At 35.7% G+C, this 22,224-nt stretch carries 25 protein-coding genes; 11 read left to right on the top strand and 14 right to left on the bottom strand.

Annotated features, from left to right (window positions below; all coding sequences use genetic code 11):
* Positions 1–52: 52 nt before the first annotated feature.
* Positions 53–655: a hypothetical protein gene (locus D3H55_RS15170; RefSeq protein ID WP_119548145.1), complete on the bottom strand. Its 603-nt coding sequence runs from the start codon at positions 653–655 to the stop codon at positions 53–55.
* Positions 656–665: 10 nt separating this feature from the next.
* Positions 666–1,850, bottom strand: a complete 1,185-nt coding sequence (locus D3H55_RS15165; RefSeq protein WP_119548143.1) for a ParM/StbA family protein — start codon at positions 1,848–1,850, stop codon at positions 666–668.
* A 413-nt stretch (positions 1,851–2,263) separates the two neighbouring features.
* On the opposite strand from D3H55_RS15165, the gene D3H55_RS15160 reads away from it, so the two are divergent.
* Both D3H55_RS15160 and D3H55_RS15155 read left to right on the top strand, forming a co-directional pair.
* Positions 2,264–2,659 carry a MarR family winged helix-turn-helix transcriptional regulator gene (locus D3H55_RS15160; protein WP_119548155.1) on the top strand — a complete coding sequence of 132 codons (396 nt, stop codon included), beginning with the start codon at positions 2,264–2,266 and terminating at the stop codon, positions 2,657–2,659.
* Positions 2,619–3,848 carry an MFS transporter gene (locus tag D3H55_RS15155; protein WP_240628595.1) on the top strand — a complete coding sequence of 410 codons (1,230 nt, stop codon included), beginning with the start codon at positions 2,619–2,621 and terminating at the stop codon, positions 3,846–3,848. The genes D3H55_RS15160 and D3H55_RS15155 overlap by 41 nt, the downstream gene beginning before the upstream one ends.
* A gap of 60 nt (positions 3,849–3,908) precedes the next feature.
* Here D3H55_RS15155 and yiaA read toward each other — a convergent pair whose 3' ends face one another.
* The 4 genes from yiaA to D3H55_RS15140 form a co-directional block, all read right to left on the bottom strand.
* Positions 3,909–4,382: an inner membrane protein YiaA gene (yiaA, locus tag D3H55_RS15150; RefSeq protein WP_119548141.1), complete on the bottom strand. Its 474-nt coding sequence runs from the start codon at positions 4,380–4,382 to the stop codon at positions 3,909–3,911.
* Positions 4,383–4,721: 339 nt separating this feature from the next.
* Entirely contained in the window at positions 4,722–5,450 is a 729-nt protein-coding gene (locus D3H55_RS15145; RefSeq protein ID WP_119548139.1) for a sulfite exporter TauE/SafE family protein, read from the bottom strand.
* Positions 5,451–5,725: 275 nt separating this feature from the next.
* On the bottom strand, positions 5,726–5,869 hold the full coding sequence (locus D3H55_RS24385) for a hypothetical protein (RefSeq protein WP_168413119.1): 144 nt from the start codon (positions 5,867–5,869) through the stop codon (positions 5,726–5,728).
* A gap of 93 nt (positions 5,870–5,962) precedes the next feature.
* Entirely contained in the window at positions 5,963–6,409 is a 447-nt protein-coding gene (locus D3H55_RS15140) for a DUF4385 domain-containing protein (protein ID WP_119548137.1), read from the bottom strand.
* Between the two features lie 220 nt (positions 6,410–6,629).
* Here D3H55_RS15140 and D3H55_RS15135 point away from each other — a divergent pair, with 220 nt between their 5' ends.
* Positions 6,630–8,075 carry a DEAD/DEAH box helicase gene (locus D3H55_RS15135; protein WP_119548135.1) on the top strand — a complete coding sequence of 482 codons (1,446 nt, stop codon included), beginning with the start codon at positions 6,630–6,632 and terminating at the stop codon, positions 8,073–8,075.
* 130 nt (positions 8,076–8,205) lie between these two features.
* Here D3H55_RS15135 and D3H55_RS15130 read toward each other — a convergent pair whose 3' ends face one another.
* Complete coding sequence (locus D3H55_RS15130) at positions 8,206–8,853, bottom strand: RNA polymerase sigma factor (protein ID WP_119548133.1); 648 nt, start codon at positions 8,851–8,853, stop codon at positions 8,206–8,208.
* A 93-nt stretch (positions 8,854–8,946) separates the two neighbouring features.
* Here D3H55_RS15130 and D3H55_RS15125 point away from each other — a divergent pair, with 93 nt between their 5' ends.
* Entirely contained in the window at positions 8,947–9,375 is a 429-nt protein-coding gene (locus tag D3H55_RS15125) for a VOC family protein (protein WP_119548131.1), read from the top strand.
* Positions 9,376–9,520: 145 nt separating this feature from the next.
* On the opposite strand, the gene D3H55_RS15120 is transcribed toward D3H55_RS15125, so the two are convergent.
* The gene (locus tag D3H55_RS15120) at positions 9,521–9,985 is read right to left on the bottom strand and encodes a MarR family transcriptional regulator (protein WP_240628594.1); all 465 of its coding nucleotides are present in this window, start codon (positions 9,983–9,985) and stop codon (positions 9,521–9,523) included.
* A 644-nt stretch (positions 9,986–10,629) separates the two neighbouring features.
* On the opposite strand from D3H55_RS15120, the gene D3H55_RS15110 reads away from it, so the two are divergent.
* A complete protein-coding gene (locus tag D3H55_RS15110) occupies positions 10,630–11,178 on the top strand; it encodes a hypothetical protein (RefSeq protein WP_119548128.1) in 549 nt (182 codons plus the stop codon).
* Between the two features lie 413 nt (positions 11,179–11,591).
* On the opposite strand, the gene D3H55_RS15105 is transcribed toward D3H55_RS15110, so the two are convergent.
* Positions 11,592–12,620, bottom strand: coding sequence for a YeiH family protein (locus D3H55_RS15105; protein ID WP_119548126.1), 1,029 nt, complete (start codon positions 12,618–12,620; stop codon positions 11,592–11,594).
* Between the two features lie 119 nt (positions 12,621–12,739).
* Here D3H55_RS15105 and D3H55_RS15100 point away from each other — a divergent pair, with 119 nt between their 5' ends.
* The 4 genes from D3H55_RS15100 to D3H55_RS24985 all read left to right on the top strand — a co-directional run bounded on the left by D3H55_RS15100 (position 12,740) and on the right by D3H55_RS24985 (position 14,536).
* Entirely contained in the window at positions 12,740–13,621 is an 882-nt protein-coding gene (locus D3H55_RS15100) for a LysR family transcriptional regulator (RefSeq protein WP_119548124.1), read from the top strand.
* A 169-nt stretch (positions 13,622–13,790) separates the two neighbouring features.
* Positions 13,791–14,297, top strand: coding sequence for a molybdopterin-dependent oxidoreductase (locus D3H55_RS24995; RefSeq protein ID WP_338067949.1), 507 nt, complete (start codon positions 13,791–13,793; stop codon positions 14,295–14,297).
* A complete protein-coding gene (locus D3H55_RS24990) occupies positions 14,281–14,358 on the top strand; it encodes a hypothetical protein (RefSeq protein ID WP_338067948.1) in 78 nt (25 codons plus the stop codon). The genes D3H55_RS24995 and D3H55_RS24990 overlap by 17 nt, the downstream gene beginning before the upstream one ends.
* A 25-nt stretch (positions 14,359–14,383) precedes the next feature.
* Positions 14,384–14,536, top strand: coding sequence for a hypothetical protein (locus tag D3H55_RS24985; RefSeq protein WP_240628593.1), 153 nt, complete (start codon positions 14,384–14,386; stop codon positions 14,534–14,536).
* Positions 14,537–14,804: 268 nt separating this feature from the next.
* Here the strand turns inward: D3H55_RS24985 and D3H55_RS15090 are convergent, their stop codons facing one another.
* Positions 14,805–15,644 carry a DUF4352 domain-containing protein gene (locus D3H55_RS15090; RefSeq protein ID WP_119548122.1) on the bottom strand — a complete coding sequence of 280 codons (840 nt, stop codon included), beginning with the start codon at positions 15,642–15,644 and terminating at the stop codon, positions 14,805–14,807.
* A gap of 190 nt (positions 15,645–15,834) precedes the next feature.
* Between D3H55_RS15090 and D3H55_RS24380 the strand changes: the two genes are divergently transcribed.
* A complete protein-coding gene (locus D3H55_RS24380; protein WP_168413118.1) occupies positions 15,835–16,005 on the top strand; it encodes a hypothetical protein in 171 nt (56 codons plus the stop codon).
* A gap of 116 nt (positions 16,006–16,121) precedes the next feature.
* On the opposite strand, the gene D3H55_RS15085 is transcribed toward D3H55_RS24380, so the two are convergent.
* From D3H55_RS15085 to D3H55_RS15070, 4 genes are all read right to left on the bottom strand, one after another.
* Positions 16,122–16,631 (bottom strand): JAB domain-containing protein, encoded by a 510-nt coding sequence (locus D3H55_RS15085; RefSeq protein ID WP_119548120.1) that lies wholly within the window; start codon positions 16,629–16,631, stop codon positions 16,122–16,124.
* A gap of 14 nt (positions 16,632–16,645) precedes the next feature.
* Complete coding sequence (locus D3H55_RS15080) at positions 16,646–18,259, bottom strand: recombinase family protein (protein WP_119548117.1); 1,614 nt, start codon at positions 18,257–18,259, stop codon at positions 16,646–16,648.
* Positions 18,260–18,537: 278 nt separating this feature from the next.
* The gene (locus D3H55_RS15075; RefSeq protein ID WP_119548115.1) at positions 18,538–20,214 is read right to left on the bottom strand and encodes a DNA primase family protein; all 1,677 of its coding nucleotides are present in this window, start codon (positions 20,212–20,214) and stop codon (positions 18,538–18,540) included.
* Positions 20,215–20,353: 139 nt separating this feature from the next.
* A complete protein-coding gene (locus D3H55_RS15070) occupies positions 20,354–21,661 on the bottom strand; it encodes a hypothetical protein (RefSeq protein ID WP_119548113.1) in 1,308 nt (435 codons plus the stop codon).
* 165 nt (positions 21,662–21,826) lie between these two features.
* On the opposite strand from D3H55_RS15070, the gene D3H55_RS15065 reads away from it, so the two are divergent.
* The gene (locus D3H55_RS15065) at positions 21,827–22,009 is read left to right on the top strand and encodes a helix-turn-helix domain-containing protein (RefSeq protein ID WP_119548111.1); all 183 of its coding nucleotides are present in this window, start codon (positions 21,827–21,829) and stop codon (positions 22,007–22,009) included.
* The last annotated feature ends 215 nt before the right edge of the window (positions 22,010–22,224 follow it).

Below are 22,224 nucleotides of genomic sequence, written 5' to 3'. Positions count from 1 at the left end.
CTTTTGTCCCAGCCTCAAAAATCAGTGCATTCCTCTTAAACCGTATGTTATATCACTTGTTCATATGAGCCAGGAATCCTCCCAGTAGTGAGTCCTTATCTTCAGGAGGGGGTTCTTCCTCTTCGGAGTCCGCTTCCTGCCTTGCCATCTCCCAGTCAAAGCTGGCAAGATCATCTTCGTCTTCCTCTGGTTCCGGGTCTCTTTCGGGTATTACACTCGTGTCTTCCGCTGCTTCCTCTTGTACAGCTTCAGGCTTGCTGATCTTATTATCCGTATATTCTTGAAGGTAAAGTGCTTCATCAATATCTATTGAATTGCTGTTAAGCGTAGCCAAAATGGAAGCCGCCCTTAAAGGATCCGCTAATAACTGATGAACAATGCTGCCCAATAAAGCTTCAGAATGGGAGTGCCGAAGCCAATTGCGCTGCTCTTTTGTCAATGACTTCGGAAGGGGGATAGTGATCATTTCTTTTTCCTTTGATAAAGAATGATTGACACCTTCCAATACCATCTCTGCAATTCTGCTTGAGAAGTTCCTGCGTTCTTTTTCTTTCATTTCCTGCAGCTGCCTAATGATATGGTCAGGTGTATCCGAAGGCAGCCGGAAAGTGATGGCTTGTCCTCTTTGGATCCTTGTCACTCCGGAATTATTCATAATATCACCCTTAATTGCTTACCGTTTCTTTCTTGGCGCCGCTTTCTTTTTTCTTTTTCTCATTGCTTTGTACGAAGTCAGAAATCAGCTTGTAATAGGCATTTGCCATCATCCAGATGCTTTCTTTTTCATCTTCGAAAAATTCAATATTATATCCATCAAGGTTGTTATTCAACGTCTTGATATATTCCTTCAGAACAGCCGAACCACCGCCTACAAAGTAGCAGATTTCCGTCTGGGAGTTCTTTTGCCATACATTACGTAAGAAGCGGTACTGCTTCTTGGCCAATTCCAGCAGAATCCGGTCCGTGATATCGTGAACACTTGTCCGGCTTCCCTTTACCATGATGTGATTGCGGTCGTTTTTCCTCGTAATGATGTCTACCACATCACGGCGGCTGTCCAATTCAATCCCGTGCTTTGTCCTGATTTCTTCCCGAATTGCTTCAAGATACTCTGAAATACCGATGTTAAAGCCTTGTGCTTTGTCATCATCGACATTTCTATTTTTAATGACGGCTATATCAGTTGATAATCCGCCGATATCCTGGATAAGAATCCTCTTATCAATCAGGTCCTTATTGATGATATTTAAATCATTGTCCATGACCAGGTTGATATACGCTGCAAAACCTTCCGGATATACCTTAACCTGATCGAATTTGATATTGACTTTCTTTCCTTGATACTTAGGCGTTACAAGGAATTCGACCTGATGGACGGAACCCAGGAGCTGGGCGCGGTAGCCCACATCTTTTCCTTCTTTCACTTCCCTTAATGGCAAGCCTGTCCCAAGGGTGTAATTTGCATCGATAACATCGCCTTTTTTGTTTGAACTTTCTGAAACTTCATCCCGCACTGCATCTAATGCCAATGCTGCAAACAGCATAACAAGGGTTTGATCTTCTTCAGATTTTGTACTGCCTGGATCCAATTCGGTTGCATTGTCGCTTTTTGTCGCAAGGTTCCCGACTCGATAAATGTTGTTATTTTCCTTTAGGGCAGGGGAGTGGACCCTGATATGGATTCCATCCAGTGGATCCTTTTCATTTAATTCTTCTATACCTATTACTGGTCTGTCTTCTGTATCTCTTGCCATGACATTCGGTATGTATAAGTCATGATCCAACTTTCCAAATAAGGCTTTCACGCAATCATTTCCTACATCAATTGCTGCAACTCTGGATAAAGTCATCTAATCATCCCTTCATTTTTGAAATATTCCAGCTACTTACTAAATGATAAAGCAGGGAGGGGAAAGCGTCAATAAGGCCTTAGTTGTATTCAAACAAGAAAACATGTATTCAATAACGTATACAATATTAGTGATTTGTACACATCCTAATCTAACGGTATGCACACTACTTTGTAAACTTGTATACATTTTTGTATACACAAAGAATACTTATTGTGTACATGTATACAAAAAATGAGTACATGAAACAATTAGTACTATTACCTCCCCTGTTCTAAATTTATCAGACTGGAAAATACCCAGCTAATCTGATAAACTTATATAGTTACCAATGATAACTATTATCTTAGCTAGCTATTTTTTTGGAGGTGGTTACTATAAATATTTCACAACAATTTTTCCATCAATTGCTGATGTTGTACCGACCGTTTGAAAATCAGCTGAATATTCAATTGGGGCAGCACAAGCTTCACAGAGCCCAGTGGACCATTCTGTACTACCTTGCCAACTACGGGTCTGCGTCGCTGATAGAGCTGGCTAAATATCAGGGAGTCGAGAAACCGACGATTACCAGGACCATTAACGGGCTGGAGGAAATGGGATATGTCGGTCACATCCCCGGGAAGGACAAGAGGGAAAAGCGAATAGACCTGACGAAGAATGGCTGGGCACTGTATAAGGATGTACGGATAACGATTGATCAATTTGAAGAGGACATTTTGAACGGTATTTCTGAAGAAGACCAGCAAAGAACAATAGAGTTAATGGGTGAAATACGCCAAAAGATACTTAAATGGGGAGATAGATAAAGTGGATCTGACATCTAAGCCGAAGCTATGGACGAAAGATTTCATCATAGTTTCAGCAGTGAATTTTTTCTTATATTTAGTATTTTATTTATTACTGGTTACAATAGCTGTTTATGCTGTTGAACTGTTCGCTGCCTCTGAAAGTGAGGCAGGGCTTGCAACCGGAATCTTTATTATCGGGACATTGATCGGCCGGCTTGTAATAGGAAGGATGATCAACCTGACCGGAAACAGGCTGATGCTGTTTATCGGCCTTGCATTTTTCACCTTGACTTCAGGATTTTATTTCATAAACGCCGGAATCACCTTCCTGCTTATCATCCGTTTCATACACGGTACGGCTCTGGGTGTGGCGAGCACAGCCACTGGAACGATAGTGGCTCAAATCATCCCGCAGTCACGCAAAGGGGAAGGAATCGGCTATTACAGCATGAGTATAACTATGGCCACCGCAATCGGGCCGTTCATCGGACTGTATATGAGCCAGCATGCCAGTTATCAAACAATCTTCGGCTTCTGCCTTGCCTTAGGGATTATAAGCCTGGTTCTGGCACTATTCATGAAAATCCCGGAAGTGAAGACGGAATCAACGGAAAAGGCAGGCTTGAAACTTTCTAGCTTCATTGAACCCAAAGCGGTCCCAATCGCTTTAGTGACAATGTTTTTGGCACTGGGATATTCAAGTGTTCTTTCGTTCTTGAATTTTTACGCCATTGATATAGACCTTGTCGATATTGCGAGCTTCTTCTTTATCGTCTATGCCGCAGCGATTTTCATTTCCCGCCCTGTCACAGGACGCCTTATGGATGTGAAAGGGGCAAATTCTGTCATGTATCCGGCTTTTGCCTTCTTCGGCGGCGGCTTGCTGCTTTTGAGCGTCAGCGGCAATAGTGTCACCTTCTTGCTGTCGGCGGTTTTGATTGGCTTAGGATTTGGTAACATGCAATCCATCACCCAGGCCATAGCGGTTAAATTGACGCCTGCCCACCGGATGGGATTGGCAACATCCACCTACTATATTTTCCTTGATGCAGGACTTGGATTCGGTCCTTACTTCCTTGGTTTCCTTATTCCATTGACCGGATACCGCACCTTGTATCTTATTATGGGAATCATGGTCCTGGCAGCCACCATTCTTTATTACTTCATGCATGGAGCTAAAGAAAAGCTAGCCGACACTGCAGCTTGATCATAAAGTGAAAGAGCAGAGATGGCTATTCTCTGCTCTTTGTTTATCTTTTATAGCATATTATGAATCTCTTTCTTTAGCCATTTGGGTATCGCGGATATTTTTTTGAATGGTGATGGCTGCAAATATACTTAGAACAAAGGACATAGCGTAAAATCCTTTTTCACTTAAAATGATACTACCGGCATTATACAGGCCGATTGCCATCAAGGAAATGGCGACAATCACCGCAAACCAGCTCAGGCCGTAATAGATGCCTGAAACAGGGATTTCCTCTTCTTTGTCCCTCACTGCTTTCTGAAGAGATACCGCTGCATATAATCCGAATACCAATACGGCAAAGTAATAACCCTTTTCATTTAATTCCATCCCAGCATTGAACAGGCCAATAAGGTAAGCAGATACACCAACAACCAATGCTGCCCAGCTTGCCCCCTTGAACGCAGCAGTCGGTTCCCCCTCTTTTCTTTCCACCTTGGTTTTCGGCTTTCTTTCCTCATTCTTCAACAATGGATTTTCCTTTAGTTCAGACATTAACCGCTCCCCTTTACAGTCATAGAAATAAATTTTATTCAAGCACTGCTACAAGAAATATTATAGCAATATTTAACATAAATGGTTTATTTAATAGGCTCTTTTCGTAAACTTTGTTGCTATTAACTAACTATAAAGTTCAAATAAGATCCTGGTCATTCACGGAAAAAAAACCGGTATGCAAAAAAGAAAAGAGCTACTCACCCATTTTCGAGTGAAAGGCCTTGGAATACAGGGGAAAAATCCGTCTCTTGGGATTTTTCCGAAAGCAACAATTCATGTGAAAACAGCCATATAATATAAATATTATTAAACCCAGACCACTAGGCTTCACGGAAATCACTTATTAAGGAAGCCCCAACTGTCCAATAATAAAAATATACCGGTAAATAACAATATTATGTATGTAAAGATGCGAAAAACATTCTGATTAATCCATTTGAATAATAACTGCCCCAGGTACAGACCCAGGAATACTAAAGGCAGTGCCCATAAGCTCGAGATCCAGATGACTTTACTGGTTCCTGCGAAGACCACCTGGATGATTAGACTGATGAAATAGATAAACAAATAAAAGGCCAGAGTAGTACCTCTTATTGTTTCCTTTTGTGTGTCTGTTCCAGAAAAATATAATAATAGCGGAGGTCCCGGCATGCCAATACTTGTTGTGAAGGAACCCGAAAGTCCCCCGACAAGCATGTCCCGTTTCTGATTTTGGCGGACGCGGAAATTCAGCATCAACATTATTGTCAACGCTATGACCAGCACGCTGACCCCTGTTTTTAAATGACTGATGTCAATCACCAAAAAGACCATCATACCAATGGGGAGGCCAGCCGCACTTCCAACCAGGAACCTTCTTAGAATCCCAAAGTCTATATCCTGTCTGATTTTCATTATGAGGGCTCCTGAAATGAAGAAAGACAAAATCAAATTGATTTGTACAGCCTCGGCAGGTTCAAATAATAAAAGCAGAAAAGGTGTCGCCAGAATAGAAAATCCAAATCCTGTACTGGTCTGAAGCACTGAAGCGACTAAGATTATAAGAATAAATGCTGCTATCTCCATGCGCCACCTCCTCAAATAGACCATATGCCCTTTGACCTCATTGTTTCTCTTTTTTGCGAGTTCCACTTTTGCGTTCTATAACCTCATCGTTTTCTTTTTTCGTGGATTCCATGACCTCATAAACGTCCTGTGACCTCATCGTTTTTCTTTTTTTGGATTCCACCGCCTCATTGACACTCTATGACTACATGGTTTTTCTTTTTCATGGATCCCACTACCTAATTAACACGCTGTACCAACCAATTTTCTTTTCAAAATACAAAAAGAATACAGACCTATTTTAAATATGCTTGGGCATTTTTCGGCAATGATTGAAAGAGTAAGCCTTCATAGACAATATCGAGCAGGCCGGCAATGAAAAGAAGCAGCAGTAATAATACGAATAGAGTTTTCTTTTTCTTGGCTGTTATCCATTTCACTAAACTTCACTCCAACATAACAAATTTTGTTTGATTATATATTAATTCATATTGCTGAAGCGTAACAAGACATCGAACCGTATTCATGCAGTATCAGCCATATTTTTTTTGGTGTTCTTTTTTCCGCTTAAGATAATCCTCATCTTCGCGTGCAAGCTTCCATTTTTCCATAAAGATGGCCGCTGATTCTGCCTTTTCAGGATCATTCTGTCTTTCATTCACTTTGCCATTCTCGTCATATTTCTTCCCGCCTTTATAATTCGTATAGCGGCGGGCTCTTGTATACCCCATTTGCAGGAATTTTCTCGCCATATCCATACCGACAAAATCATCTTTCTCCTTATAATCAAGAAACATGCCATATATTTTGTCAGATGACCCCTTCGCAATCTCAGGTGTCTTAAACCGCCAATGCTCCAGGATTTCGCTTTTATAAGGCTCGACCAGAAGAACGCCTTGTTCTCCCCTCCCCACCCTGTACAGTTCAGGATTTTCACGAAAATCAATATTATCAAAATCCAAATCGTAGTTAAAAGCCATGCGTCTCACCCTTTTATTTGAGGTTTACCCTCACCATCCTTGTATTATGCAATACCGCTTCTTGCCATTAAGGATACCTTTTCCATACTGCTAAATTTTATATAAATAACCTTTATCCACTAGTTTTCAAGTATAATGAACCATATTCAGATCATGTATATGATGGTTCCCGGAGAGAATCCTATTCATAGGACGAAAAAACATAAAAAGAGGTTAAAAAATGAGTAGAAACAGTTTTGCGGATTATCGCGTAAGTGAAGAAATACAAAGGGCACTCGAAGTCTTGAAATATAAAACGCCAACGGAAGTTCAAAGCAAGGTCATTCCAGCAGCATTGGAAAATCAAGATCTTATCGTCAAAGCACAAACTGGAAGCGGAAAGACCGCTTCCTTTGGGATACCTGTTTCGGAGATGATCGAATGGGAGGAGAAAAAGCCGCAAGCTTTAATTCTTACCCCTACCAGGGAGCTTGCGGTACAGGTCCGCGAAGATATCACGAATATCGGACGGTTCAAACGCATTAAAGCAGTGGCTGTCTTTGGAAAAGAACCTTTTTCAAAGCAAAGGGATGAACTAAAACAAAAAACTCATGTGGTCGTTGGTACGCCTGGACGGGTCATGGATCACATTGAACGAGGAACCCTGGAATTAGATCGGATCAAGTACCTTATCATCGATGAAGCCGACGAGATGCTTAATAGAGGGTTCATCGATGAAGTGGAAGCAATCATCAATGAATTGCCTTCAAACCGTGTAACGATGGTGTTCTCTGCTACCCTCCCTATGGACGTTGAGAATCTGTGCCATAAATATATGAAGGACCCTCTTCAGATTGTAATTGAAGCAACCGGGGTAACGGCTGATACCATTGAACATTCATTGATTGAAGTGAAGGAAGAAGAAAAGATTTCGCTTCTTAAAGACATCACGGTTGTAGAAAATCCTGACAGCTGCCTGATATTCTGCAGGACCAAAGAGCACGTTGATAATGTGTACAGTGAATTGGATAGGGCTGGATACCCTTGTGAGAGACTCCACGGGGGCTTGGAACAAGAAGACAGGTTCTCGGTCATGGAAGGATTCAAATTGGGGAACTTCCGCTACCTTGTGGCCACTGATGTGGCTGCAAGGGGCATTGATATCGATAATGTGTCACTAGTCGTCAACTATGATGTCCCCATGGAAAAAGAGAGCTATGTGCACCGCACCGGCAGAACCGGACGTGCTGGTAACAAAGGTAAGACCATAATGTTTTCAACACCCTATGAATCTAAATTCACTAAAGCAATTGAGAAGTATATCGGCTTTGAGATACCTTTAATGGAAGCCCCAAGCTACCCGGAAGTCGCTGCCGGAAAAGCTGCTTTTGAAGAAAAGCTTAGCGGCAGGCGTGTTGTAAGGAACAACAAAACTGCCAGAATCAATCAGGATATCATGAAACTCCATTTCACGGGCGGTAAAAAGAAGAAAATCCGTGCTGTTGATTTTGTCGGCACGATTGCGAAAATCCCGGGCGTGGAAGCAGAGGATATCGGCATCATTACCATCCATGACCAGATGTCTTATGTAGATATCCTGAATGGTAAGGGCTCGCTGGTTTTGCAAGCAATGGAGAATGCGACGGTCAAAGGGAAGAAGCTAAAGGTGAGTAAAGCGATTAAATAACAAAGTACCCCTTCATTTCAATGAAGGGGATTTTTTACGTTACTTTATACATCTATTACTAATGGTACGGTTCATTTTCTGGTAAAACTTATAAAACCACGTTGTGTTTGTGTGAATAGAGTGTATGTTACTAGGATATAATTTCTAAAATATTTCCATCCGGGTCTACAACATGGAATATGGCTTGCACAGTACTTCTTCTCACCTGAAAATTTCTCGATTCCAGTAGTCGATAAAAATAAAATATTTGCATGGGCTTAGATTCCCGTATTGCTTTTGAGAGTGCTATAATAATTTCGTAATCAGGGGTTAGAACTCCCATCTCTGTATTACTATTTCTTAATTTAAGTTTCTTTCTAGAGCGATGAAGTGCTGTTTTAATAGATTCATTACTCACTCTTAACATTGACGCTATTTCTTTAGAAGTGTACCCAAATACATCTTTCAACGTAATGAGCATAGATTGTTTCAATGGTAAATTGGTTAATAAAATTTCAATTAAACTATAGTATTCTATTGAATCATTTATTTCTCCATAAGAATCCTCTTTAAAATGAATCACTTCTTTACTTTTTCTTTTTTCGTCAATAAAAAGATTTTTAGCCACAGTACTTAGGAAAGAGAAGTTAAACTCTCTATTCGGCTCTGTCTTTTTTAATCTTAAAACCTTTACTAATGTTTCTTGTACTAGATCTTCAGCTGTCCAAGGCGATCCTGACAACTTCAGGCAATATATATAAAGTTTCTTAATCTCAGTCTCTAGATCTTGAAAAACCATGGTTATCACCTTTTTTTAAAAATTTTTATTAAGTGTAACTTTTACACTATTATATTCGCTATAAGGGAGAAATTCATTTAAAGGAGGAAGATTATGTTTAAGGTAGGCAGTATATTTATTCCAGTTACAGACATTGAAAAATCTACAGATTGGTACGTAAAGTTTCTTGGTGTAAAGATAATCGATAGCTGGGGGGATGGTGCCGGCTTTTATTTACCAAATGGTTCAACACAATTAGCTTTGGTAAAGGTTGAGTCCCCCCAGCCTACTGAGTTTATTATTAAGGGAGACCAAAGGAATTCCTATTTTAATTTTGTCGTTGATGATATTGAAACTGCTCATCAAAAATTTAAACAAAATGGCATAGTTACTACCGAAATCGATGATTTTGGCGGAATGAAATTTTTTGATTTCTTTGACTTGGATGGTAACCCATTTAGTGTGGTCAATGAAGTTGATGGTTCCCCTTACCATTCAGATAACGTGAGAAAAATGCAAGAAAGAGATAAAAAGAATAAATAGGTATTTTTAAAAAAGAATTACCATTCAAGCAGAATTGGTAATTCTTCTTTTGGATTCTTCCTAGATACTCTTTATCAAGTACAACTTCAACTATTTGTGATACGGTTCTCCACCTACTTTATGGTAAAGCAAATCCAGAAATAAACTATTTGATTTTTAACTTTTCCCTCTCCTTTGTGAATATATCAATGCTTCTCTTTAGATAATCGAGTATCGTTTTTAATTCACTTCCATTGTAACTGGAGAATAATTTGCCCATTTCTACCCCAAAGGAATGAAAGATTGGACTCATTTCTGAATTGGTTTTTTCAATATTCCTTTTAATAATTACTTTACGACGATCATTGGGATGCTTATCTCTATAAACAAAGTTTTTCTTTTCCAATCGATCCACCACCGTTGTAACCATTCCCGTTGATAGTCCTGATTTATTAGCGATATCCCCCGCGGTTATTCCCTCATTTGTAATAATCCCTAACACTTTATAATCTGTTACATTTAAGCCTAACGTTTCTGCTACTTGTTGGTGAAACATAATTAAAGCAAAACTAAACTCTTGCCCAATCAGGCTATTTTCACACCTCGTGTTAGTTTCATTTTCTGTTGACATATTTACTACCTCCTATTATTATTTAATTATCTCGATTTTAGAGATACTTTATTTTATAGATACTTATTTAATGAGTTAATTTATATTAGTATATCAAAAAAAGGAGAAAGTAATCATGTTCATAATAGACAGTTTTCTTACTTTAATTTCGTCTTATCAATTCTACTTCTCAAGTTTTATGTTTATCGGCTTAGGAATAATAACAACGGTTGGAAGAGTTTCACAAGTTCTCTTAAAAGAGAAATTTAGTAAATTGTCTTATCTAATTACAGAACTTTGCGTTGAAGGTTTGAGACTTCTACAATACGTTTTTTTTATACTCATTGGCAGAAACATTATTTTTAATTTCAATATAATCTGGCAGTCTATTACCCAAGGCTTTCTGGAGATTAATTACCCTCAAATCATTTGGGACCTTCTTGGATTTTTAATAGTTTTCGGCTTATATAACTTTCTCATATTTATTTTATTTAGCAAGAATAATATTAGTAAAATTATGAAAAGGTTCAATATTGAACGTTATTCAATTAAATCTTTTCAACTAGCATTAGTACTCGGTTTCAAAAATTTATTCCTCATTCCAATAAGCGTTATTTATCTGTTAATTATTTTTAAGATTATCTTATAATAGAGGAGATAATAATATGAGAAATACTGAATTTTGGAATTTTGGGAAATTTGGACTTAAAACATTTTTATTATCTATACTATTTTTTTACGGTCATTTGTCCTTAATAGTGACCTCGCTCATACCATCTTTAATCCGGGCATATCAAATGTGGAACCCTCAAGCACCTTTGGGGTTGGAGATTATTGTTGAATTCACAAGGGTTGTCTTGTTGCTTATGATGATTAGTATTCTTTCAAAAGTTAGTGCAAGAAAACTTTTGAAAAGAGATTTTTGGAAAAACATTGTAAGAAAATATTCTCACCGGATGAAAAAAAACTGGCCATATGTCTTTGCAGCACAAATTATTGTGTTTTTCCTATTTGTTTATGGGTTAGGTAATTTCCTTATTTACTTCATCGTCAACGTATCTATATTTCCCCTCATGGGTATGTTGGATCTCAATTCAAATGATTACTCTGCAGCATATAATGCCTACGTATACTTTTTAAAGAATATGAGTGTTATCCCTTTGACCATTGTATTTATCCTAAAAATGGGTGGAATAAAATCATCTAATCGTTAGAGAAGGGTGCTTTTTCCTATAACGCAAATTCAGGATAAAATAGACTCCCGATAAATTATCAGGAGTCTATTTTCGTATTTTCCTACAGTATTCTTTTTCAATTTTGTTTAACCACTCTTTTTCAAGCACAACTTCGACTCTCTGCTTTACCACTATTTATGATACGGTTCTGCGTCCTTCTTTTACTTGAATAGCATCTTTTAAAGATAAAGCAATGTCTTCTAAAAACCAGAAGACACTGCACTTAAGTTCCTTTCAAAAAATTGCAGAATCACACATAATTTACTGTAATCACAACCTTTTTAGTCATTATTTATTATGAGCATTTTAAACGCTCTGCTTTACCACTATTTGTAATGGTTCATCTTGCTATCCTTACTTGAGTTATTTAATATTCAATAAGTTTCCATTAGTTAACTTAAATGAAATATAATGACTAACAAATAGCCCAAAACTGATAAAAGTATTGAACCAATAAGTCCTGCAGCAAATGCGTTCATCCCTAATCTTCTAAAGGTCCTAATTTCAACACCTAAACCAAGTCCGGCCATTGCCATTCCAATTAATAAATATGCAATATTTACAATATAGTTAGCCATGTTCTCAGAAACGATACCTAATGTATTAAAACCACTCATTGCAATGAACCCTAAGATAAACCAAGGAACAATAGTTAAAGAGATTTTTTTCTTACGACTTTCCACTCCATTACTTTGTGAAATAATTCCAATAATTAACGCTACAGGGACTAATAATGCAACACGTGTTAGTTTGACAATAACTGCTATATCAACTGCAGTAATCCCACCAACCGCACCTGCAGCAATAACATGTGCTATTTCATGTAGTGTTCCACCTGCAAATACACCAAATCCGGTTTCAGATAAATTTAATACAGGATATAAAACCGTATAAATTAACGTGAATATCGTTCCCAGAACAGCAACAGTGGCAGCCCCCACAGCCGTTTCTTCCTCTTCAGCCTTAATTTGAGGGGCAATTGCTACAACTGCTGCAGCCCCACATATCGCTGTACCACAGGCGGTAAGGATACCTAATTTTTTCTCTACTCCAAACAATCGAGTCAATCCATAAACTACTATAAGAGCAAATAAAATATTAATTACTGCAATGATAAATACGCTTGTTCCAGCATGATAAATATCGGATAAATTTAATCTCATTCCTAAAAGAATAATACCTAGTCTTAAAAGTTTTTTACTTGAAAAGGATACGCCGGGCTGAATATTTTCCCGAAGACCAAGTATGGCTCTCCAAATCATTCCTATGATAATGGCAATGACTAACTGTCCCATAATAGACAAGAGTGGAAATGTAGATAAGTATTTTGCCACTAATGCTATGAATAATGTTACACCTATCCCCTTTACAAAAGCCTTATTCACTCGCTGTTTGGAATTTTCCAAGATTGCTTTTTCCATTTATGTCCCCTCCCTTATGTTTTCTGTATATCTATACTTTATTAAAAGTACCATCATTAGTAAAATATATATAAATTATTATAACTATTAACTTTTTTAATAATAAGGTGGGAATTAGTATGTACTATGATGCTTTAAAAACATTTGTAACTCTTGCAGAAGTAAAAAATTTCACAAAGGCTTCCGAACACCTTCATATTTCACAGCCAAGTGTTAGTTTACATATCAAAAATTTGGAAAGGGAATTTCAAACTGAATTATTTATACGTTCTCCTAAACATGTGCAAATCACACCTACCGGAAATATCTTGTACAATCGCGCTAAGCAAATGATCTCTATTTATGAACAGACAAGAGAGGATATTTTAGAACATCATAATTCTATACAAGGAGAATTAATCATAGGGGCAAGTTTTACAATTGGCGAGTATATACTTCCCTCCTATCTTTCTGAACTTCAAAGAAACTTTCCAAAACTTGAACTTAAAGTTGTGATTGGAAACACAGAAGAAATTGTTGAATATGTTCGCCTTTTTCAAGTAGACATTGGATTAATAGAAGGTCAAACAAATGATAAGGAACTATCCATTCATTCCTTTATGCAGGATGAACTAGTTATTATTTATCCTAATAGTAATCATTTAAAATTGAAGGGAAACATCACAATGGCCGACCTTCAGAATCGTACATGGGTAACAAGAGAGGAAGGTTCTGGTACACGTGAATATTTGAAGCACTTTATCAGGACCAATGGATTAAAGGTAAAATCATTTCTCACTATAAGCAGTAATCAAGGAATAAAGGAAAGTGTTATTCAAGGGATGGGAATATCTCTACTCTCCTATAGTGTTATAGAGCGGGAACTAAAACATGGAGACTTATCTATAATCCGCTTAGAGAACAAACCTTTTATGCGTACTCTTTCTTATGTTTATTCTCCAATCATGAAAAACAAAAGAAGTGTTGTGGCCATCATAAAAGTTTTGAATCATAATGACTAATTGGAATGGTGGGTTCATATTTATATTATGTTAGACTTTTTAATTAGGAGGAAGATATGGACATTTCAAACCACCATAGAGTGAAGCCATATTTATTGACACGTAGTTTGTTACCGGAAAATCAGGAGACACCCATTCAATTTATTAAGAATGACATTATGGATAATAAATTGTTTTACGAAATGGTGCAATTAGCCAAGGGTATTGGAAGGGCGTACCATTACGAACCCTACTTGAACTTTCTGGAATTAAAGAAGGAGTAAAAGAAATAGTCTTGGAAGGATATGATTTTGGAGAAAGAACTGATTTAAATAAGGTTTTCACCTATGCAAGAAGTTTACCTATTGAGAAGGCACTCCACCCTGATACCATTGTTGCATATGAGTATAATAACCAACCAATTCCGTTTAAGCATGGATATACACTGAGATTAATTGTTCCACAGTGGTATGCAATGGCATCAGTCAAATGGATTAAACAAATTAGTGTGATTGATTATAATTTTACTGGACCCTTTCAGACAATCGATTATGTATATTATCCAAATAAAGAAAATAATAAAGATGCCTTCCCTGTTACTACTATAAATGTAGACTCTACTATTCAAAAACCTTTAGATTTAGAAATCCTAAATACCGGGAAACATTTGATTAAGGGGGATTGCTTGGACAGGTAATGGATTTATTACAAAGGTTGAAATAAGTGTAGACGGTGGAAGTACTTGGTTAAATGCATAATTAGAGCCTGCTAAAAAACATAGTTATGGCTGGCAATCATGGGGTTTATGAATGGGATATATTAGAGACAGGTGAAAATAAAATCATGTCAAAAGCAACAAACTCAAATGGTCAAAGCCAACCAACCATACCTTTTTGGAATAAAAAGGCTATGGATATAACGCTATTGATGAAATAAAGGTTAAAATAGAATAGTTACAACTTCCATTTTTTAAAAAAATTGAGCAGGACTTTTTATTTCCTGCTCTAATTTGATTAATGGCTGCCTACTAGATTTTTAATTTATCTAACCAACCCTTATCAAGACTTACTTCAACTCTCTGCTTTACCACTATTTGTGATACGGTTCACCGTACCATTTCTATCTGCAAACTTAGTTATAAAAAAAGAAGCATCTTTATATTCAATGGGAATAGTCCAATGCTTCTTTTGTTCACAAATCTTATTTAATTTAAAGGTATTTCAAAAACAAATGGTTTAAAATCCAGGTCATAATTATCAGAAGATGCTTCAGCGTTTAACTTAATTAACTTTTCATTTGAATCAATTGCTGGGTAAACAATTACACCTTCAGTTTCTATACCAGATAAGAGTTCTGATTGAACTTCTTGAAGTCCAGTCGTTTCAGGATCAGCATATTCTTCTTCTAATTGCTTGCTTCCAACAATTAATTTTGCTGAGCTAGAATAAAATGATGCATTATCTTGTGTATCATTCTTGACTTTTAAATAAACTCTTGTTTGGTTGTTAGCAATTTCGATTTTTTGTAGTGTAACTATAATACCATGCTGATTGATTTCTTTATCAATTTTAATTTCTTTTAAAGTTGGAGCAACAGCTGTTATATAATCAACAACTTCTATGCTTTCTGCTAAAATCATTGGTGCCTTGATTGTTCCTCCAAAAGCATTTTCTCCTTCAAATTCATCCTTAACTACACCTTTTATTTTTACATAATCTTCAGTTTTAATTTTTAATTTTGGATCATTTATAGCTGCTAAAGTATTTTTCTCAGAATTTTCAGGATCAGCCCAAAGCTGAATATATGTACCATCTTCATCTTTTTCTGGTTCAGTAAACACTTGTCCAGTTATCTCTACCTCATATCCCTTATATTTTTTAGGATCGCTATAAAGCTTTTCATAATCCTCTGCCTTTAATTCACCTTTAGTTTTTACTTCTTCTGACTTTTTACTAACATTAGAAGAAGAGCTTTCAGTATCACTACATGCTCCCAGTACCGCTAGGGTAAATATTAGACATATAGCCAAAGTTAATTTTTTCATATTGATTCCCCCAATTTGGTTAAATACATTATTAATTTACCATAAAATTTACTTTTTCGACACTGCTTTTAGTATATATTACCTGAGAAAAGGAGTTTTTTTCCTCTCAACTATTGATATATTACTAGCGATTTAGTTTACTTAATTTAGAGATAATTTATAAATTTCAAAAACTTAAGGAGGATTTATTTTGAAAGTTATTGCTATTATTCTTATTATTGTGGGGATTCTTGGTATCTTTTTAGGATTAATGATGGTTGGTGATATAGGAATTGCTGCATTAATTGGTGCAACTGCCTCTTTGCTTTCTGGGATAGGTTTCTTAAAATTAGATAAAACAATAAAAGTAATTAAAGGATAACCTGTATACCCCTCCACCACAAATAAAAGTAAAAAGACATGCTTGATAAAGGCATGTCTTTTTACAAAATTTATAACATCAATTTTGCTAGCTCTCCTCGCAATTATTTCTCACAATTATAAATATCCTTTTTCTTTTAAAGATATAAACTTATCTGCACATACAACAAGATGATCTAGCACCTCAATACCAATTATTTTCCCTGCCTCAGCCAATCTTTTTGTGACTTCTATATCCTCACGACTTGGTGTTGGATCATTACTGGGATGGTTATGAGCTACGATAATAGATGCTGAATTTGATAATATAGCGGGCTTCAGGACTTCCCTAGGATGGACTATACTGGCATTTAAACTTCCTACATGACACACATTTATTGCAGTTGGTTGATTTTTAGTGTCTAAGCATACGACAAGAAAATATTCACGATCAGCCTCTATTAGAAACTGCTTTAAAAGCTTATACGCATCATCTGGTGACTTTATATTTCTGTCAGGGTAAAGGAAACTATTCTCCTTTATAAGCTTGAGACTAACAATATTTACCCTTTTTGCAGGCTGTTTCGTTACTAAACCTTCTTTCAATAGCTCCAACTGCTCATTTTTTTGTAAAGTGTAATTTGTCATTTTAAACGCTCCTTTTATTTGAAGTTTATTTCTAAAGAAACATTAAAAGAGGATGAGTCAATTGCTGACTCATCCTCTTCATTTACTAAATATCGCTTAGTCTTATGATCAAAATTAAGAATTATAGAATTTAAGGTTCGATCTGGATTTACTTTTATCTTTTGAACTATCAGATTTAATACCAGCTTCTTTTTTTCCACACTAGCTTCATGTAGAATATTATTAAATTTAGACATTAATAATTCAATAACGTGATAATCAATTGGGTCAGATGTGGTTTTGTTAAGCTGCCTTTGTATACTTTCCTTTTTAAGAAGCTCAGTTTCAATTTTTTGAGCGGTTTCCTTTAATCTTTCCGCTAAGTCTTGTTTGCTAATTATTCCGTCTTCATATAGCTCAAACACCTTGGATTTCTTGGTTTCTAATGCTCTAAGCTCCCTTTCAATATGATTAAGCTGATTTTCTAATGGCTTTATTATTTCCTTACTTTTCTTATTTATTTTGATTACCAAATCCTCCAGGATAGACTTATCGTAGAGAACCTCACTGATTTTTTTAAATACAGTTTCCTCGATATTATCCTTCCGTATACTATTAGAGTGGCAGGCTGCAATGCCTTTATTCCGCCAATTCCCACAATAATAATATTTATGGACATTGTATGTTCCATCTTTACGTTTTTTCTTTGTTACCCCCGCAACCATAGATGACCCACATTCAGGACATTTTAAAAGACCTGTTAAGGGGTAGGAACCGCTAAAATTCCTTATGGGTTTTTTTGACCTTTCCTTATAAATCTTTTGGACTTTATTCCATAGGTCTGTATTTATGATTGGATCGTGTTCGCCCTCTACTATTATTGGATTTGAATTTTTACCTTTCCTTCTTTTTTCATTCCAGTTCTGCATTCGGTTGTATCTGATCTTTCCAATATATATTGGGTTTTGTAGAATTTCTTTTATAGTTGCAATCGCAAACATGTTTCCTTTCTTAGTTTTATACCCTAACTGATTTATGTGATTTACCAAGCTTCTTAAGCCTCTTCCACTTGCATAGAGTTCAAATATCATACGGACAATTTCCGCCTCTTCCTCAATAATCTCAAGTCTTGTTTTCTCTTTATCTTGTCCAAACTTTATAGATCGGTAGCCTAACACTATTCCACCATTCCATTTTCCCATCTTTGCCCTTTGTTTCATTCCCATTTTAACGTTTTCAACAATTGTTTCCCTTTCAAATTCCCCAACAGAAGCTAATAGATTCATCATCAATTTTCCTGTAGGCGTTGAAGTATCAAATGCCTCGGAACAACTTTTGAAATCAACATTAAATTTACTAAGCTTGTCAACAATCTTTAGCAGGTCTAAATGATTCCTTGCAAGACGGTTCGTTTTCCATACCCAGACCTCTTCAAATTCTTCTTTTTCGGCGTCCTTCAGTAATCTTTTCAGAGCATCCCGCTTCTCAATGGATTTCCCGCTAATCCCTCTATCAATATACTTATTAATGACTTGCCTATTTTCTAGCTCACATTTTCTTTGCACTGTATCGATTTGTGCATCAATTGAATACCCTTCTTCAGCCTGTTCTGCTGTTGACACCCTTGCATAAATGACAACCTTTTTCATTTTAGTTTCTCTCCTCATTAGTTGATTTTATATAATCCAAGAGTACTTCCGATATGATATTAATAAGATTTTCATACTCATATATCTCCATGCTATCCATTATTGCTTCAACCTCACATATATAATATATAAATGATCTTCTTGATTTTACTTTCCCTGTAGCCATTTGTAGCTTGCAAGTAGTAGAAAGTTTCATTACTTGCTACAGCATAGGTATTGGATTATCAGCACTTTAAAGTGATTTGTAGCAAATGTAGCAACTTTTTACCTTATTTCCTTTACCTATCTTCTCTTAAGGCAATTCCTATATAGCCTTCAAGGGGAATTGAGCCTTTAATTCTGATTTTCTTTTTTTCAAATGACATGGAATTTAACTGGTTGAAAAATTCCGTTTTGTTTAATGCGATTAAACAATTATTGGCACAATATTTACTGTAGGCATTATATAAGTCTTTTTTATGAACACGAAAATCTTTATCGAAACGATTAATATCACAACAAGACTCAATAAACGAGAAGGCTGTATTTACATCCTGTATATACTGGTTTTTAAATTCCAAAGAGTCATCACAGCTTGTAAAAATAAAGTTATTACTGATTAACCTTCTTAATCCTTTTATAGCCCAATGAACAATATAGTCCTTTTCTTCGAGCAGTTTTTCCTTTAGATTAAGATCCCTTTGATCCTCTGGAATTGAGTTGTTGAACATAACAAAGATAATTCGGTCAAAAAAGGCGGATGTGCTATCTAACCGCTTTAACAACGGCATATGGTTTCCCGCAAAAATCAATTTACTTCGGTTCTTAAATACGAATGGATCTTTTCCTTTTCTTTCAGCAGTTAGGTCATCGTTTCCAGTTAAAGACTTAATGGTATTTAGACCTTTCAATTCCCCTTCATTTAATTCACCAGAGATGTTTAGCTTTGCTTCGAATAAATTTGCTGTCATAAAACGATCACCAAGTTTATGAAGAGGTATTGCTGATGTATATTCACTTCCTATAATCTCTTTAAGGAGATCCAATAACGTTGATTTTCCAGTATGCGGTTTACCTATAAAAACAAAAAACTTCTTGGCATTAGAATAATTGCTAAATGCGTAACCGCATATTTCTTGAAGCAACTTAATTTTATCGGTATCTCCCTCTGTACATTGGTCGATGAATTTTCTAAATACCTTGCCCTTCTTTTCTTTAATATTTGGGTCGTAATTAGCATTAATAAAACTTTTAAAATTAAAATCCGCTGAGTGATCATATAGTTCCTCACTGATTACGCATAAAACCCGATTTTTAAAATTCACAAAATCATCATGTTGGTCAAAGCTGTTACTGGCAATTTGTAATGATCTAGTCCCTTTAATACGATCAATTACGTCATCAACCTTGTATTTATTAAGCTGCATTTCAATCCGTTCATTCCAGCCATCCCTTATTAGGACTTTAAATTCATTGCCTGTAAGTTTTTTAAAATAGCCCAATTTAGATTTATAAATGTAAACATCATCATTGTGCACCCTAAACTGGTGCCTTTCTAAAAGGCTTTTATATACTTGATATTCAATGTTGTTTTTATAACCTTCATCATAGGTACTATGATTCCCCTTCGGTTGACCTCGATCTTTACTTGATCTTTTAATATCCTTATTTTGAATCGCCTTTAATTGTTTTACCTTGTTTGGCTCTTTATCTTCCTGAAATATCTCCTTATCCAAGAACGACAAATTCCCCTTAAATAGGTCATTAATATTTGATTTCTTTTTTGCCTCTTTAGGAGGAAAGTGTTTGATCTTTATGTCACTTTCTTCCTCCCCCGATGCCATTTCCTTCTTACTTATTAGTCCAGAACCATCTATCCTATCAACATCCAACAAGGAAAGATGACTGTCCATTAATTCCGATATTGAATTACGTCCATGATCATTCTTATTTTGTTTATTCTTTTTCTTTGCCATCTTGTCTCCCTCCTTGCTACCAGAATAAACCCGTAGTATTTACTGGGGAGCGGGGTAATTTTCAAATATGCTAGTAAAACCCTTGATAACATTAAAAAAACCGTTACCCCCCATTTCTAGGAGTAACGGTAAATTTTTTTTATTTTTTTCTAATACTTCTCCACTTCGAAGTGACTTTGTTTTGCATTTCAATCAAGAGACCTTCCAAAATAGCTAATATATTATGGTTTGACAGCGATTCGATTTGATTAAATGTATCCATTGATTCATAAAGATCTAATTTAAATTGATCCATTGATTCGCTTTTTATTACTTGAAGACTAGAAACTCGTGTATATAAATTTTCAAATAGCTTTACATTTTTAACCTCTATAGACTCAAATGCATCAGCCAGTTTATTCAGGTTATAACCCTTATGATTTTTTAACAACTCAAATACAAATGCTTTCTCTTTTAGTTTTTTTACTTTAGCATCGGATAAAAATTCATCAACCTTGTTACTAGCCGTAACTCCAATGTTTTTATCGGTTATAATCAAATTTTGCACTATGAACTCTTTAATTAAGAGAGGATACAGTACGGAAAGAATAGTAATTCTGTGCAGCAATAAATTGAATTCTAACTTTTTATATGTAAACAAGACTTCCTTCTCAATTAAAGTCTTTAATATGTATAACTTTAGTTCAATATTTTCAATAACAACCAAAGATGAAAGTGTATTAAAATAATACTCTTCCTTCTTCTCATTATCAAAAGCATGCTGATTCTTCTCCACGCATGCGTACAAGCTGAAAATAAATAATAAATTTGCTGACTTTTCAAAGCACTCAAGATCATATGTATAATTTATATTATTAGCTTTGCCTAACTGTCGTAAAAAAAACAATGTATTGTTCTTAAATTTTTCAATGTCTTTTACTCCGTTCAATTTATCTGCAGCCTTATTAAATGGCTGCTGGTGGCGTTTCAATTTATCCTTGTAAACATTAAAGAAGGTTACTTCTTTTAGGATATATTCAAAGTGCCTACTTTTAATCATGCTTGTATCTTGAATTGACTGAATTATTTTTTCCCTTTCTTTGGCTTTCGTGAATTGATCATTTTTATCATTTAGCAAATACCCAAAACTTTCATAGTAGGACTCGGGAGAAATACAGTATTTTTCGTCTAATATGTCCCCTAGAGTTATACCATTCACATCCTCTTCATCAAGACTTTCCAATAAATCAAGATCCTCACTATTGAAGGTACAACATTCTCTATATACCTCGTAAAGCGCATAATCCCATATATGTTCTCGAACCACTTTTTCTTCTAATTCCAGCTCCTCACAAAACGACCTGAAAAACTCCCCAAATTGTATTGCTTCATAATTATTATCCTTTACAACCAGATTAACATCTCCAATAATTCCTAGCTGGTCAAAAAGATTTTGAAATGCCTCCATCTATGCTAAGCTCCCTTATCATTCCTTTTAGACTAATTATATACAAAAATAATTATTTTTTGAGTATTTCTTATTTATCTTGAGATGTACAAACAACGATAAATGACCTTTAATAACGCTCCTTAATCAACAATAATTTAAAATAATCATTAGGAGGTCATTGTTGTGATTAATTCAGAAAATGACATATTAGATGTAGAAGAAGTAATGGAGATTTTATATATTGGCAGAAATTATGCATATAAGTTGCTTAACAGCGGGGAGTTAAAAGCGTTTAGGGTGGGAAGGAAATGGAGAATACCAAAAAAATGCCTGGAGGAATATATAATAGATAGGTCAAGAAAGTAAACTTTTTACCTTTTATATGTCCCTCTATGTTCCTAGTCCCATATATGGACTGTCTATCAGTATAGACATCCAAATATATAATATATATTTATCATTGTGAAATATCCGTAAAACTAATTGGGACGTAACCAAGAAACCAGACTGCACATCATAAATATTGCCAAATAGGCTATCATGTAGGTCATCAATTCCTATATAATTGGAAATAGATATAT

It is taken from the genome of Bacillus salacetis (assembly GCF_003581585.1).
Taxonomy (GTDB): Bacteria; Bacillota; Bacilli; order Bacillales; family Bacillaceae_B; genus Rossellomorea; species Rossellomorea salacetis.
This window is presented reverse-complemented; position numbering and strand designations above follow the sequence as displayed.

What these genes read in the sequence shown, in the direction of transcription:
- D3H55_RS15090 (WP_119548122.1), bottom strand. Translation starts at nt 15,644, where the DNA reads ATGAAAAAATTAACTTTGGCTATATGTCTAATATTTACCCTAGCGGTA.
- D3H55_RS15135 (WP_119548135.1), top strand. Translation starts at nt 6,630, where the DNA reads ATGAGTAGAAACAGTTTTGCGGATTATCGCGTAAGTGAAGAAATACAA.
- D3H55_RS15085 (WP_119548120.1), bottom strand. Translation starts at nt 16,631, where the DNA reads ATGACAAATTACACTTTACAAAAAAATGAGCAGTTGGAGCTATTGAAA.
- yiaA (WP_119548141.1), bottom strand. Translation starts at nt 4,382, where the DNA reads ATGTCTGAACTAAAGGAAAATCCATTGTTGAAGAATGAGGAAAGAAAG.
- D3H55_RS15070 (WP_119548113.1), bottom strand. Translation starts at nt 21,661, where the DNA reads ATGGAGGCATTTCAAAATCTTTTTGACCAGCTAGGAATTATTGGAGAT.
- D3H55_RS15140 (WP_119548137.1), bottom strand. Translation starts at nt 6,409, where the DNA reads ATGGCTTTTAACTACGATTTGGATTTTGATAATATTGATTTTCGTGAA.
- D3H55_RS24985 (WP_240628593.1), top strand. Translation starts at nt 14,384, where the DNA reads ATGGCTGGCAATCATGGGGTTTATGAATGGGATATATTAGAGACAGGT.
- D3H55_RS15145 (WP_119548139.1), bottom strand. Translation starts at nt 5,450, where the DNA reads ATGGAGATAGCAGCATTTATTCTTATAATCTTAGTCGCTTCAGTGCTT.
- D3H55_RS15075 (WP_119548115.1), bottom strand. Translation starts at nt 20,214, where the DNA reads ATGGCAAAGAAAAAGAATAAACAAAATAAGAATGATCATGGACGTAAT.
- D3H55_RS15160 (WP_119548155.1), top strand. Translation starts at nt 2,264, where the DNA reads ATGTTGTACCGACCGTTTGAAAATCAGCTGAATATTCAATTGGGGCAG.
- D3H55_RS15100 (WP_119548124.1), top strand. Translation starts at nt 12,740, where the DNA reads ATGTACTATGATGCTTTAAAAACATTTGTAACTCTTGCAGAAGTAAAA.
- D3H55_RS15105 (WP_119548126.1), bottom strand. Translation starts at nt 12,620, where the DNA reads ATGGAAAAAGCAATCTTGGAAAATTCCAAACAGCGAGTGAATAAGGCT.
- D3H55_RS15125 (WP_119548131.1), top strand. Translation starts at nt 8,947, where the DNA reads ATGTTTAAGGTAGGCAGTATATTTATTCCAGTTACAGACATTGAAAAA.
- D3H55_RS15080 (WP_119548117.1), bottom strand. Translation starts at nt 18,259, where the DNA reads ATGAAAAAGGTTGTCATTTATGCAAGGGTGTCAACAGCAGAACAGGCT.
- D3H55_RS15120 (WP_240628594.1), bottom strand. Translation starts at nt 9,985, where the DNA reads ATGTCAACAGAAAATGAAACTAACACGAGGTGTGAAAATAGCCTGATT.
- D3H55_RS15110 (WP_119548128.1), top strand. Translation starts at nt 10,630, where the DNA reads ATGAGAAATACTGAATTTTGGAATTTTGGGAAATTTGGACTTAAAACA.
- D3H55_RS15130 (WP_119548133.1), bottom strand. Translation starts at nt 8,853, where the DNA reads ATGGTTTTTCAAGATCTAGAGACTGAGATTAAGAAACTTTATATATAT.
- D3H55_RS15165 (WP_119548143.1), bottom strand. Translation starts at nt 1,850, where the DNA reads ATGACTTTATCCAGAGTTGCAGCAATTGATGTAGGAAATGATTGCGTG.
- D3H55_RS15170 (WP_119548145.1), bottom strand. Translation starts at nt 655, where the DNA reads ATGAATAATTCCGGAGTGACAAGGATCCAAAGAGGACAAGCCATCACT.